This is a genomic window from Paenibacillus aquistagni (assembly GCF_900177815.1).
Lineage (GTDB): Bacteria > Bacillota > Bacilli > Paenibacillales > Paenibacillaceae > Paenibacillus_B > Paenibacillus_B aquistagni.
Genome location: NZ_FXAZ01000002.1, coordinates 340330 through 353272, shown reverse-complemented (window position 1 = coordinate 353272; position 12943 = coordinate 340330). Strand labels below are relative to the sequence as shown.

General features: G+C 46.4%; 12 protein-coding genes. 5 read left to right on the top strand and 7 right to left on the bottom strand.

Annotation, left to right across the window (positions count from 1 at the left end; translation table 11 throughout):
- Positions 1 to 8: 8 nt before the first annotated feature.
- From B9Y93_RS10380 to B9Y93_RS10365, 4 genes are all read right to left on the bottom strand, one after another.
- A complete protein-coding gene (locus B9Y93_RS10380; RefSeq protein WP_085494332.1) occupies positions 9 to 1742 on the bottom strand; it encodes a sensor histidine kinase in 1734 nt (577 codons plus the stop codon).
- Between the two features lie 488 nt (positions 1743 to 2230).
- Positions 2231 to 2836, bottom strand: a complete 606-nt coding sequence (locus B9Y93_RS10375) for a response regulator transcription factor (RefSeq protein ID WP_085494331.1) — start codon at positions 2834 to 2836, stop codon at positions 2231 to 2233.
- A complete protein-coding gene (locus B9Y93_RS10370) occupies positions 2833 to 3954 on the bottom strand; it encodes a sensor histidine kinase (protein WP_085494330.1) in 1122 nt (373 codons plus the stop codon). The genes B9Y93_RS10375 and B9Y93_RS10370 overlap by 4 nt, the downstream gene beginning before the upstream one ends.
- 15 nt (positions 3955 to 3969) lie before the next feature.
- A complete protein-coding gene (locus B9Y93_RS10365) occupies positions 3970 to 5103 on the bottom strand; it encodes a DUF418 domain-containing protein (RefSeq protein ID WP_085494563.1) in 1134 nt (377 codons plus the stop codon).
- A 308-nt stretch (positions 5104 to 5411) separates the two neighbouring features.
- Between B9Y93_RS10365 and B9Y93_RS10360 the strand changes: the two genes are divergently transcribed.
- The 3 genes from B9Y93_RS10360 to B9Y93_RS10350 all read left to right on the top strand — a co-directional run bounded on the left by B9Y93_RS10360 (position 5412) and on the right by B9Y93_RS10350 (position 8453).
- Positions 5412 to 5642 (top strand): RAxF-45 family protein, encoded by a 231-nt coding sequence (locus tag B9Y93_RS10360; protein WP_085494329.1) that lies wholly within the window; start codon positions 5412 to 5414, stop codon positions 5640 to 5642.
- A 126-nt stretch (positions 5643 to 5768) separates the two neighbouring features.
- The gene (abc-f, locus tag B9Y93_RS10355) at positions 5769 to 7691 is read left to right on the top strand and encodes a ribosomal protection-like ABC-F family protein (protein WP_085494328.1); all 1923 of its coding nucleotides are present in this window, start codon (positions 5769 to 5771) and stop codon (positions 7689 to 7691) included.
- A 195-nt stretch (positions 7692 to 7886) separates the two neighbouring features.
- Positions 7887 to 8453 carry a riboflavin biosynthesis intermediates N-glycosidase gene (locus B9Y93_RS10350; protein ID WP_085494327.1) on the top strand — a complete coding sequence of 189 codons (567 nt, stop codon included), beginning with the start codon at positions 7887 to 7889 and terminating at the stop codon, positions 8451 to 8453.
- Between the two features lie 690 nt (positions 8454 to 9143).
- Here B9Y93_RS10350 and B9Y93_RS10345 read toward each other — a convergent pair.
- From B9Y93_RS10345 to B9Y93_RS10335, 3 genes are read right to left on the bottom strand one after another with little or no spacing between them, the layout of a single operon-like run.
- Positions 9144 to 9785, bottom strand: a complete 642-nt coding sequence (locus tag B9Y93_RS10345; protein WP_085494326.1) for an ABC-2 transporter permease — start codon at positions 9783 to 9785, stop codon at positions 9144 to 9146.
- Complete coding sequence (locus B9Y93_RS10340) at positions 9785 to 10645, bottom strand: ABC transporter ATP-binding protein (RefSeq protein WP_085494325.1); 861 nt, start codon at positions 10643 to 10645, stop codon at positions 9785 to 9787. The genes B9Y93_RS10345 and B9Y93_RS10340 overlap by 1 nt, the downstream gene beginning before the upstream one ends.
- Position 10646: 1 nt before the next feature.
- The gene (locus B9Y93_RS10335) at positions 10647 to 11021 is read right to left on the bottom strand and encodes a GntR family transcriptional regulator (RefSeq protein ID WP_085494324.1); all 375 of its coding nucleotides are present in this window, start codon (positions 11019 to 11021) and stop codon (positions 10647 to 10649) included.
- Positions 11022 to 11474: 453 nt separating this feature from the next.
- On the opposite strand from B9Y93_RS10335, the gene B9Y93_RS10330 reads away from it, so the two are divergent.
- Together B9Y93_RS10330 and B9Y93_RS10325 are read left to right on the top strand one after the other, a co-directional pair.
- Positions 11475 to 11972: a mismatch-specific DNA-glycosylase gene (locus tag B9Y93_RS10330; protein ID WP_085494323.1), complete on the top strand. Its 498-nt coding sequence runs from the start codon at positions 11475 to 11477 to the stop codon at positions 11970 to 11972.
- A gap of 77 nt (positions 11973 to 12049) precedes the next feature.
- A complete protein-coding gene (locus B9Y93_RS10325; protein WP_085494322.1) occupies positions 12050 to 12724 on the top strand; it encodes a tetratricopeptide repeat protein in 675 nt (224 codons plus the stop codon).
- Positions 12725 to 12943 lie beyond the last annotated feature (219 nt).

Below are 12943 nucleotides of genomic sequence, written 5' to 3'. Positions count from 1 at the left end.
GTAACTCTTTACTCATGTATAGGAATGATTATTTTGCAGCGGGTACCTTGACCGATCGCACTCGATATAAATAAGCCATATTCTTCTCCATAACAGAGCTTAATGCGCTCATTCACGTTCATGATCCCGATGCCAGACAATTTCTTATTATTGTGTGGGGCATGAATGAGGCTTGTATCAAATCCTTTGCCATTGTCGCTGATTTCAATATGAATCTGTTGTTCCATTTGCTGCACTTTGATTGTTATCTCGATAGACTTCCCATGATCAGATAAGCCATGAATGATCGCGTTCTCGGCTACAGGCTGCAAGATCAATTTGGGAATGCGGCAGTTGAGAAGTTCTTCATCGATTTCAAATTCAAAATGAAAGCTATCTGCATAGCGAATTTTCTGTATCTCAAAATAATGGGTTAGATTATGAATCTCCTGTCCAATCGTAATTTCCTCATCCTGATCCAAGATCGTACTGTGAAGTAATTCAGATAAAGAGCTAATCCCGTTGCTTAACACCGGAACTTGATTGATAATGGCCAGCCATCGCAGTGTATTCAAGGTATTGAATAGAAAGTGTGGATTAATCTGAGATTGAAGCATCTGGAGCTCAAGTTCACGCTTGCGTTTTTGATCCAGCTTTTGATTGTGCATTAGTTTCTCAATTTCATCCACCATGCTATTAATTTTGCGAGAGAGTACGCCCATTTCATCCTCATGCTGATCTTGAATGCGATTTGAGAATTCGCCATTTGAAATTTGATTGCTAAATGCGATGATTTTTTTGATCGGTTTGACGATGCTGTTATACATGAAAGAGATGATGACGATGCAGAAAAGGACGATAATCAAGCTGATCATCGTGATGCTGGTGGTAATTCTGTTCGTCTCCGAATTAATATATGAATACGGCATCATCGATACGAGATACCAGCCGACCTGCTTATTATAGATATAAGAAATTTGCTGATATTCATGATTGACCTGTGCAGAAAAAGAGTGGCTGCCCTGTGCTTGCTGTTCCTTGATTAAATTAAAAAGTTCGGGGTCAGCATAAGATTCTCCTAATGCGACCTCCTTGTCATTGGCAGATAAAACGCTTCCATCACGTCCCATGATCATGAGTTTCGAGCCTGTTCCTAAATCGACGCTAGAAAGAATGTTTTTCGTGAACAGATCGTTACTGATGAATACAAAGGCATATCCGATCTGGACGGAACTATCATTCAAGGCATGTATTTTTCTACCCAAAACGATCGTATCGTACGACCTCACCGTTTTAATATAAGTAAGGCCATCATAAGGGGCACTCTTATCGACATCTTGTATGGCTTTCTCCAAGGCTTGACTGCTGATGGTCTCGAATCCGAGCTCATAAAAGAGATGATGGTTCGAATCCACGATGCTTACGTTAACGACGTGAGAAGGAAAGATCGTTCTGTATATGTCATCCATTGCCGCTTCCTTGGCATTCTCATCGACTTCTTGCTGCGCACCTTCCTTAGGCAGGTTCGCTTGAACAAATTCATTCGTCGAGATCGATCCACACAGGTATTGATAATTCTGAAGCTCGGCAAGCAGGTTTTTGTTGACTAAGGTGACAGCCTGGTAGGTAGATTTGCTGAGCTTGTCGCTGATCGATTCTGAATAGATTTGATAGGCGTAATATCCAAGAAAGATGATGGGAATAACCGAAACGACCAGGAAAGTGCTAATTAATCGATGTTGGATCTTGAATTTACGTAGCATAAATCTAGCCCCTTCATTTGTTAAGCCTATATTATCATAGATGTTGGGCAAAGCCTGTCTACCCTAACGCATTTGGGTAGGATAGTCCATAAAGAGAATAAAATTGTCTATTCGGCGAAGGCAATGAATTAAAATCTATTTATGTTAGAAGAAGACTCTAATAGGCCAAGTCGGGCTATATAAACGTTATGCGACAGGAGAAATTACGCTTAGGGAACTGCGTATAGCAGGTGTAGGGACGAAAGAAAAACCTTCCAATGTCATAAATTATGTCCAAGATTTTGAGGATCCCCATTATACGCCACGATGGTCTGGTTTGAATGCCCAGGTCGTCACCGATCTCACAGGAAATAAAGTATTATCCCTCAAAAAGGGAACAAGTGAACGTGGTGTTGATCTCGATTCGCCACAGATTGAACAGGGCACAATATTTGAAGAAGATAAAGGGAGCTTTGATTGTTGGGTTGTACTTATCTAAAAGGCCCCCTTTAAAGCCATCCCTTCTCCTCGGCAATGGCTGCTGCCTGCTGCCTCGATTCGGCATCCAGCTTTTGAATGGCAGAGGACAGATAGTTTCGCACCGTGCCAATCGTCAAGAAGAGGGCTTTGCTAATTTCGCTTGTCGTCATGCCTTCCTTCGTAAGCCTCAGCATCTCGGCTTCCCTCTCGCTTAATGGATTCTCATTGTTCATGAAGAGTACTGCAGCCAGATCGGTGCTGATCACCCGTTCTCCAGACATGACCCTACGAATGGATTCAATGAGATAATCGATCGGTTCATCCTTAAGCAGGTAGGCATTCACATGGGCATTCATTGCCTTTTGCAAATAACCAGGCCGGGCAAAGGTCGTAACGATCACAATTTTGCAGGGAAGGCCGGCATCTCTGATTTGCATTGCCAACGCTAAGCCGCTCATGTGCGGCATTTCAATATCCACCACGCATACGTCAGGCTTATGCTGCTGTATGGCTTCCCATGCTTGCTCTCCATCCGCCACTTCTGCCAATACTTCAATATCGTCTTCGAACTTCAGCAATGAGGCGAAGGCACCGCGCAGCATCTGCTGGTCTTCAGCAATCACAACACGGATCATGTAGCAGTACTCTCCTTTCTGAGTTGATGGAGAGGGAGCATCATTGTAACCGCAGTCCCTCCGTCAGGCGAGCATTCCACTGTAAGAGTGCCGTTCAGCGCCTGCATTCGTTCCTTCATTGACAGAATGCCATTTCCGCCTTCTTTGTGGCTTAGGCCGACGCCATCATCCGTTATGGATATGGTGTACCTGTTATCTATCATTTGAAGCTGTATCGTGCAGTGCTGTGCCTGACTATGCTTAATCGTATTTGTAATGGCTTCCCGCACCGAGAGAGCCATCATTGTTTCCTCGACACTGGATAGCAGTGGGGGAGTCCTCTGCTCTACAATTTCAAGCTCAATGCCGGCTGTATGCAGCAGCTTGCGCGAGTGCGCAAGCTCGCTTGTTAAAGATATGAACTTCATTTCGGAAACGAGTTCCCGCACTTGCTTAAGGGCAATTCGCGAGGAATCCATGATGTCCTTCAGCTCTTCCTTGGCCTGCACAGGGTCTTTATCTACCCATCTGGCAGCAAGTTCGCTTTTCAATTTGATCATCGTTAAGGTTTGTCCCAGCGTATCATGGAGATCGCGTGCGATGCGGTGTCTTTCCTCCTGCAGGGCATATTGTTCAAGTTGTTCATTGGCAGAATCCAGTTGGCCTTGCAGACTGGCCGCTCTCGCTCTTATGTATAGAATAGAAGGCAGGAGTATCTGGATAATTATAATGGGGAGATGCATCATATACTTGGCATAGAAATCATTTACTCCCCATCTTGCGACTAACGCGTGCATAAGGACTATGCCTGCAGTTCCGACGCCAATTTGCCATTTGGACTTCGATCTGCCCAGCAGTTCGGCAAATATAAATCCGAACATGAGAAGATTGGGATCAATAAAGATACTAAGTACCGCTATTGTACCGAGACCTGATAGAACAGCTGCCAGCAGATAGATATTCCGATGCCATAGTGCAATATAAAAGGAAACCAAAAATAAGCTTAGGGACATAAGGCTTCCCAAGAGACCAAGATCGGAACGCGTGCTTAGAACGAAATAGCACAAATATACGATTGCAATTACATCTATGAGCAGAAAATGTTTCATCTGATCCCTTGGGTAGATCTTCTCGATCATCGATAGCCTCCAGTTTTACCTAGATTGAAAGATTCCTACCGCACGTCTGCGAACGGACTCCATAGGCCCAAGCTTGAAGACCCGAAGCCATCTTGAGGCGAACCATAGCTGGAATACGGAAATCTCAATCCAGATTGCGATAATGGTTAACGAATTCAACTTGCCGCCTAATGCTAAACCCCAGCCATAGCAGAGCACAGATGCGATCACATTTTGCATAACATAGCAGCTTAATGACATCTTTCCAGCCTTCTCAAGCAGACGCCAGAGGCGATCCCATTTATCGTATTGTATCATTTTACCAACAATAGCTATATACCCCAGTGACAGAAAAGGAGCAAATAAATAGCGGACAGGCATGTCAAAGATACCGCCAGGTATGAAGATGAGCAGGTTCAGTGGCACCCCGACGTAGATGCCCAGCTTCAGCAGCTTGCCCCGCTGCCGCTGCCCATTCTTATCTGGAGCGAACACACCGGAGCGCATGAGGCGAACACCAAGCAAAAATAGAAATACATTCAATGGGATGACGAAAATCGGCTCTAGCCGAAGCTGAAGGAAATGAGTCAGTCGATATTGTATCTGCTCCAGCCATGAACCGCCTTGGTAGAGAGCAGCCACCTGATCAAAGTTCCCGAGTGACATGTTGGCACCCATTAATCCAAGCAGAAGCATGCCTAAAATCGCGATGACATGTACGCTGCCAATCACTTTCATTGTGATGGATATGGCGCGATCCCCACCTCGAATAATGAAGGCTGCAATCATGCCTGTAATGCTGTAGCTCATTAAGATGTCATACTCCATAACGAAAATGAAATGAAGCAAGCCTTCCAGCAGCAAGATAAGAAGAACCCACATATAGACGCCCGGCCAGGCCTTGCCAGCGCGCTTCGCTTGCTGGAACTTCATTTCCATGCCTACCCCAAACATGATTGTGAGCAAGCCTAGCATCTTGCCGTTTACGAAAAATAATACGATCATGCGGAGCAGATCATCGAGCTCCCACCAGCCCGTATAAGCATACGTAGTCAGATAAGATAAATCGCCTAGATGGGTAAATATCCAAATATTTGTCCCTAATGTTCCTAGAATCGCGAATCCACGCAAAATATCGAGCAGACGAATTCTTTCATGGCGTTGTTCCACATTACTCATCCTTCCCTCATATTCATCAAGCAGCTTAATTGTAGCGGAGAGAAGGCTGACGGAATATTCACACCTGTAAAGAGATCGAGATGACAGGTGTCATATTGTTTGAATTTGGATACTAAGGAATACTGCTGAGCACGATAAGGCTTCAGGATACAGGGTCTTGAAAGAGGGAGATAGCCGGGAAGCCGAAAGAATAAATTATTTATAACTGTTCTTTCAGGCATCTGCCGCTTGAACCCTCTGTCATAGGCGTGATAAGATTACAAAATCAAACATTTGAGGAGTAAAGGAGGTGTGACAGGATGTTTACGATGGACTCTGCTTTGAAGAGGGTGTGCATGATGCGTATGGTGGCAATTGAATTGCTTTTGGCTGTGACATTTGCATGGATGAATGGGTTTACTGCGTTTCGTTCGCAATTGCGCGGCATTTTTTATGATGTCGTAATGCAAGGGATCAGTCTGTCCATTTTTAGTCATAACACAATCAAACGACCCCATCGAAGCGAAATGTTCATCCTGTCACATCCTTAATACGGAGCTTATGGATATAGGTGCCGATAGAAGGCTGCGGGGCATTTCCCTGCAGCCTTTTTTGTTGTAATGGACGCAGGATGGCTGCTCGTTTTCGCTGATGCGGATAACAGAGGAGAGTTCAATATGATGATACAATGCCAGCACATCGCAAAAGGATACGGTGCTAACACCATTCTAACGGATGTCACCTGCGACATCGGCAATAAAGAGCGCGTAGGCCTTATCGGCCGTAATGGATGCGGCAAGACGACGCTGCTCAAGCTCATTAACGGCAGCGAGAAGCCTGAAGGGGGCCAGCTCGCGATCAAGAAGGGCGCGCGCATCGGTTACCTTGAGCAGGTCCCTTATACGGAAGGGCACGAAACGGTGCGCGACGTGCTTGAGCGGAGCTTCGCCGAGCCTAAGCGCTGGCAGCAGGAGATGCGCGAGCTGGAGCAGCTGATGAGTGAGCATACTCTTGTCGCAGACGAGCGCCGATTCGCAGACCTGCTCCAGCGCTACGGTGAACGGCAAGAGCGCTTCGAGCGCGCAGGCGGCTATGAACTGGAGGCCCGCCTTGCACGAGTCGCCGCGGGACTAGGCATCCCCGAGTCGCAATTTGCCCGCCCGTTTGCTTCGCTGTCGGGCGGCGAGAAGACCAAGATCGGCTTAGCTTCAATGCTGCTTGCCGAGCCAGATATTCTGCTGCTCGACGAGCCGACCAATCATCTTGACATGGCTGCCATCGATTGGCTGGAGCAATTTCTCCAAGCCTACGCTGGAACCGTGGTCGTCATCTCGCATGACCGTTACTTTCTCGACCGTGTCGTAACGAAGATCATCGAGCTGGAAGATGGCGAAGCCATCACTTACTTCGCGAACTATACGAATTATCAGAAGGAGAAGGAAGCTCGTCTTCTTCAGCAATTTGCGGATTATCAGGAGCAGCAGAAGAAGATGAAGCAAATGCGGGAGTCGATTAAGCAGCTCATTGAATGGGGGAATCGCTCTAACCCGCCAAATGCGGGCTTTCACCGCCGGGCCGCCTCGATGCAGAAGGCGCTTGATCGGATGGTGAAGCTGAAGCGCCCGATCCTTGAGCGTAAAGCGATGGAGCTCGACATTAACCTGCGCGACCGCTCAGGCGTGCAGGTGGTCACACTGGAGCGCGTGAGCAAGTCCTACCAAGGCAAGAACCTGTTCCATGATGCGAGTGAACGATTGCGCTATGGCGAGCGCGTTGCTCTGATCGGCGGCAACGGAACGGGCAAGAGCACCTTGATCAAGTGCATCTTAGGTAAGGAGCAGCTGGATGAGGGTGAAGTCAAGCTCGGCTCACGCGTGGACGTGGGCTATCTCGCTCAAGATGACGCGCCTGCCTCGGAGGAAGCGTCCGTGCTGACCTACTTCCGCGAAGCGGTAGGGATGGAGGCAGGCGAAGCGCGTGGACAATTGGCGCGTTTCCTGTTCATGGGCACAGAGGTCTTCAAGCGGGTGCGCTCGCTGTCCGGCGGCGAATGGAGTCGCTTAAGATTCGCGATCCTGATGCATGAGAAGCCGAATCTGCTCATTCTAGATGAGCCGACGAACCATCTTGACATCGATTCCCGTGAGGCGCTTGAGGATGCGCTGGAGGACTTTCCTGGCACGGTGCTTGCCGTATCGCATGACCGTTACTTTATTAATCGGATTGCGAGCAAGATATGGGCGCTTGAAAACGGGCGCTTAGTCAGCGTGCATGGCAGCTTTGAGCATTACAAGGCGAAGGGCGTGGAAGCGCAGCAGCAGATGCTGGCTGCTTCCAGCACGCAAAGAGATCCGGTGTCTCGCGCTGAGCACAGCGCAGATGCCGCAGGCATTAGCGCGCGCACGACTGCGCTTCGCATAAGACGCCTTGAGGAGCACATTAGCGAGCTCGAAGCGAAGCTTCACGAACTAGACCATGCGTTGGCAGCACCAGAGAACGCTGACAACGCCAGCCTGTTAGCTGCGCTGTTCGTGGAGCGCGAGGCGCTGCAGAGCGAGTTGGCTCCGCTTTATGAAAAATGGCTGGCTGCCTCCAACTAACCAACAAGCCGCGTGGCAGCAGTAGCTCCCACGCGGCTTGTTATGTCATGCAACTATTTTTAGATAATATCGCTATAAATCATTTGTCTAATGCAGCTTAGGGACTGCCCGAGTAGAATAAGAGAAGACGAGATCATACGGCGGGTCCATATGATCATTTATGCAATCTAATGTTCATCGAATGGAGACATCAATATGACGACGATATACAACATCGAATCTTTGATTCAAGAATTGAAGCATGGCAAGGTGAAGTACCTCTTCTTCTGGGGGCATACGCCCAAAGATCCTGCGATTGTGGATAAAGCTTGCTTTAGCCAATGGTATCCTGCGCCTTTTGTGGAGGATCAGATTACATATCCTACAGCAGAGCATTATATGATGGCGAAGAAAGCGGAATTGTTTCAAGACCTTGCTATTCGTAACCAGATCATACAGCAAGCTCATCCGAATCAGGCGAAGGCGCTGGGACGCAAGGTTCGCAACTTTGATAATAAGATATGGGATGCGCATAAGCTCGCCATTGTGCAGCAGGGCAGCTATCTGAAGTTCAGTCAGCATGCAGCGCTGATGGACTATCTGTTGCAGACAGGAGATCGCATCTTAGTTGAAGCAAGCCCATATGACAAGGTGTGGGGGATCGGAATGGCGCAGGATCATCCTCATGCGGAGCAGCCTGCTCGCTGGCGCGGAGAGAATCTATTAGGATTTGCCTTGATGGCTGCTCGGGATAGGCTCAAGCAGCATGCGAATATGTCTTGACTCGAACAGTAGTTTGAATGCGAAATGAGCCATAGTAAATGATGTCTCGAACGGTCTGTTCAACGCTGCCGTCGTTGTATGGGTTAAACCTTCGAGGTCGAACATTTCAAACTTTAGGGTGGAATGAAACGATTTGATGAGGCATTATCAGCGGGCGTCCACTTACGGGATCTGCTCATGGTAATGCCTTTTTCTTTGACTGCTTCCTGATATGCCTGTGACGTGTAAACACTGCCCTGACAACTCAAAAAAACTTGGAGCGTTAATTTAAGACATGAAGGAAACAGGCTGAGTCCTATCGTAGTTAAAGAAGTCGTTGAGATACCCTGTCAACGACTTCTTTTATATAAAAACATAGCGCTAAAGTCTAAACGAAAGATATCAATTAGCTTGTTCCCCTTGACTCCGTCCTTGGCCTACAATATGTATGTCAACGGCAGTGCCTTTTACCTTTCCCGTTTTTCCTTTTGCGATGTACAAATCTTACAGTTCATAAAGGACAAATACACTCGTAATAATTCTGGCAATACAGAATAACAATGTTTCGTCACTCATAAATGCGCCTTTTATTTTTTGTTCTTTTTTTTCCATGATCGATAAATCAAATTACCAATCGGGATCAATATGCATACTATTACAAGCCATTCGGGCAATCGTGGCATATCTGAATCCCCCTTTCAAAGTGCTGTACTATGCCAAATCTACTTGACTATAAATCTTTGTGGAAACGAATATTGAAAAAGCAAGAATAATTAAACTAAATATTGCAACAATTCCATATAAGAGTACATCGGGAATTGAATGGATGACGGAAAAATCAAAACCGATGTTTAACTTTGATAATTGAGGAAGCAAAAACGGGGAGGCCATTACAATAATCACAAAAAAGAATTTCGTTTTTTCATAGCCCAACTTGAATTGGATCGGCAAATAGATGCCTAGAAATATGGAAATTCCCAAAAACACAACCAACACCATTTCAAAACTAAAGCTCCCTAAGTTCGGGAATACAAGTGTTTCAATCCAGTAAACCACACAGCAAAAAGCATAGATGAAAATACAAAATCCGTATTTTGATTTAACAAGTGCACTGCGTGGATAAGGAGTAGCACAAAGTAGAGTCGATGCTTTGGGGTATTGATATTCTTTCATGGAAACATACTGTAAGAGCATGAATACAGTGAATATCACGGAGAGCAGAAAGCTCATAGGACCTGCAAATTCAGGAGCACGCCACAGCATAAAGGGCGGTATCAGAATGGCAACCGCCAGCATGAGCAAAACATATTTTTTAACAATCATAAAGTCTTTCTTAATCAAGTGAAATAACATTACTCCCTGCCTCCTTCAACATGACTGAGCATAATATCTTCTATTGTAAGACGCTCGACAACAACATCTGGCATACATTTCTGTACTTTTGCTGTTTGATTTGTAATGCCTGTAAATCCAAACTCTGTTGTGGATATGCTCAAAAAGAGCTTCCGTGTATCTGCATTGAGGGTCATTGTGTCTCCCTTTACTTTTCGATAACTGTCCAGCAGAGTGTCCTTTTCTTCTTGAAAAACAATTTTGCCGTGATCAATCATAATAAGCATATCAGCAATTTTATCGAGGTCAGAAGTAATGTGCGTTGAAAAGAAAACCCCCTTGCCGCCCTCGTTCATGTAGTCGGTCAGAATAGTAAGCAATTGGCTGCGAATCAGTGGGTCAAGCCCGCTGGTTGGTTCGTCCATAATAAGGAGCTCTGCTTGGTGAGAAAGTGCGAGTGCAAGAGCATATTTCATGCGCATACCTTTGGACAGCGTATTGATTCTTTGTTTAGGATCAAGCGAAAAACGGTTCATGTAACGTTTATAGTCCTGTTCACTCCATGCGCTATAGGCAGGGGCTATTACATCTTTCATTTCTGCCATGGTGAGTTCATCATAAAAATAGCCGTCATCGAGAACAATGCCAATACGATTTTTTAGTTCGCGCTCATGGTGCTCCATTTCAGACCCAAACAATTTAATACTGCCAGAATTCTTTTTAGTTAGTCCCAAAATAGAGCGCAACGTAGTCGTTTTACCTGCACCATTAACTCCAATAATTCCAGTAATACAACCTTCTGGTAACGAGAAAGTTACCTCATCAAGAGAAAAATCCCCATATGACTTATTCAAGCCGGATACCTCTAAAATACTGTTCATTTCAATCCTCCTCGTACAAAATATCCATCATTGCATTTAATTCACATTTGCTAATATTCAATGATTTTGCAGTTTGTATCATGTCCTGCATTTTTTGTTCCACAAGACGGCGTTTTGAGTCTCTAAGCATTTCAAGATTGCCTGTAGAGACAAAAGTCCCTATTCCGACTTGACTTGTGACAAAGCCTTCTTGCTCCAACTCCTCATAGACTCGTCGAATCGTTAAAACACTCACCTTCAAATCATTGGCAAAGCTTCTGATAGAAGGAAGGGAATCTCCTTCAACTAATGCTTCTTTAAAAATGGCATCCTTTATTTGGTCTTTGATTTGTTGATAAAGCGGGCTGTCAGAAGTATTAGAAATGATTATCTTCATAAGCACACTTCTCCTTTGGTGTGATGTTATGACATACACACTATGCACTATAATCACTTTCGTGTCAATAGTACCGGTCATAGTCTAATATTTTTCTGGAATTTGAAAAATAAAGGGATGTACCTCTGGGGAGCTCTATCTACAATATTGGGCATAGGAATTCTTTTGGTGGCTTCTTATTATGTATTCGATTATATTGACTCCTAGATGCAGCACAGCCTCATTCGCACGAACACGAAAGTTCATTCTGGTGGACAGCTCGGGTTCGGGGCATGAATGCGGCTTTCTGTCATGTTCAGCCATGCGACTCCTCTCCGTTGTGCGTCTGTCGGATCGCTATTCCTTGCCCCTTGCTCGGAACGGATCTTCATGTGAAATGAACAGCGGTCCTTTTGGTTCCATTCCCACAGTGTGATAAAATTTGCTTAGCATGACAGAAAGGCAGGCGAGCATATGAAGCCGATACCAGACCATTTGGCACCGGATTTGCGAATTCTCTTTGTTGGCTATAATCCAAGTCTTCGCTCAGGTGAGACCGGACATCACTATGCGAATCCAAGGAATCGCTTCTGGACGATTCTGTATCGCGCAGGAATCACGCCTCGATTATATCGGGCGGATGAGGATCAGGATCTTCTTCACTTGGGCTATGGCTTTACCAATATTGTGGCGCGGCCTACTCGAACCGCGGCAGAGATTGCACCAGAGGAGTATGCAGAAGGCAGAGAACTGCTGAGAGACAAGGTCGCTCGTTATCGTCCCAAAGTCGTATGCTTCGTAGGCAAGGGCGTATATGAAGCCTTTAGCGGCAGGAGACAGGTCGATTGGGGTTATCAGGATGAGCCGATCATCGATGGCGTCCGTGCTTTTGTGGCACCTTCCTCCAGCGGGCTTGTGCGCATGAAGCTTGAGGAGATCGTTGATATTTTCAACATGATTCACCATGATTAAGCTGGAATGAAAATGGTGGTATTCCACAAAATAGAAATATGCTATGATAGTCGTAGTTTGCTGAGGGAGGGAAAAGTTTGGCGAAATTTGCCTTATTCAGTCTGCTGTGGTTCCTGCTTGGGAACCCTTTTGTCGCCATCATTGTATTGCTCATCATTGCTTATATCTTGGATCGCCGCTTTATTGGGCTGTCCCCAAGTCTGATGCGGCCGATCAAGCGAAGACAGCGGATCGGGAAGCTCAAGCAGGAGCTTGCGCTGAGTCCGCACAACTTGTCTGCGAAGCAGGAGCTTGGACATCTGTTGATTGAATCCAAGCGCTATCGCGAAGCGCGGGAGGTCTTGGAGCCGATTCGAGAACGAATGGATCAATCAGCGGAGTATCTGGACGATCTTGGCACCGCCTATCTGCATACAGGAGACAGCGCCTTAGGGGAAGCGGCTATACGAGAGGCGCTGGAGCTGAACCCGCGTGTGAAGTACGGTGAGCCTTATTTGCGGCTAGCGGCACTGTATTCCGCTTCGGACAAGACGAAGGCGCTCCATGAGCTGAATGAATTGAGATCGCTGAATTCGTCCTCCTGCGAGGTGTTTTATCGCATGGGCATCTTATATGCGCAGATGGAACGCATGGCTGAAGCGAAGGGCGCATGGCAGGAAGCGATACGCGTCTATCAGGGTTTGCCGAAGTATCTGCGGCGCAAGGAGCGGGGCTGGATGATAAGAAGCCGCTTTAAGAGCATGGGATCATAGCTTGGATCCATGTCTGACTGGATGTTGGAATGCTTGTGGCTGTGGATATCAAAGGCAGCTGCATGACAAGTGTCAGCTGGTCGATTAAGCAGACATTTTGCGTACACCCGCAGCATAACCGCATAGAGCAGATTGAGGTTCTCGAACGTTTGAGCTTGCATATGCAAGGCGGACTCAAGCGCGAAGAGCCTCTTTTTTATGTTGAAATACGGGCGTAAT

Bases quoted from the DNA above. Each gene is read 5' to 3' on its own strand.
- abc-f (WP_085494328.1), top strand. From the start codon at position 5,769: ATGATGATACAATGCCAGCACATCGCAAAAGGATACGGTGCTAACACC.
- B9Y93_RS10380 (WP_085494332.1), bottom strand. From the start codon at position 1,742: ATGCTACGTAAATTCAAGATCCAACATCGATTAATTAGCACTTTCCTG.
- B9Y93_RS10340 (WP_085494325.1), bottom strand. From the start codon at position 10,645: ATGAACAGTATTTTAGAGGTATCCGGCTTGAATAAGTCATATGGGGAT.
- B9Y93_RS10330 (WP_085494323.1), top strand. From the start codon at position 11,475: ATGAAGCCGATACCAGACCATTTGGCACCGGATTTGCGAATTCTCTTT.
- B9Y93_RS10375 (WP_085494331.1), bottom strand. From the start codon at position 2,836: ATGATCCGTGTTGTGATTGCTGAAGACCAGCAGATGCTGCGCGGTGCC.
- B9Y93_RS10360 (WP_085494329.1), top strand. From the start codon at position 5,412: ATGTTTACGATGGACTCTGCTTTGAAGAGGGTGTGCATGATGCGTATG.
- B9Y93_RS10350 (WP_085494327.1), top strand. From the start codon at position 7,887: ATGACGACGATATACAACATCGAATCTTTGATTCAAGAATTGAAGCAT.
- B9Y93_RS10370 (WP_085494330.1), bottom strand. From the start codon at position 3,954: ATGATCGAGAAGATCTACCCAAGGGATCAGATGAAACATTTTCTGCTC.
- B9Y93_RS10335 (WP_085494324.1), bottom strand. From the start codon at position 11,021: ATGAAGATAATCATTTCTAATACTTCTGACAGCCCGCTTTATCAACAA.
- B9Y93_RS10345 (WP_085494326.1), bottom strand. From the start codon at position 9,785: ATGTTATTTCACTTGATTAAGAAAGACTTTATGATTGTTAAAAAATAT.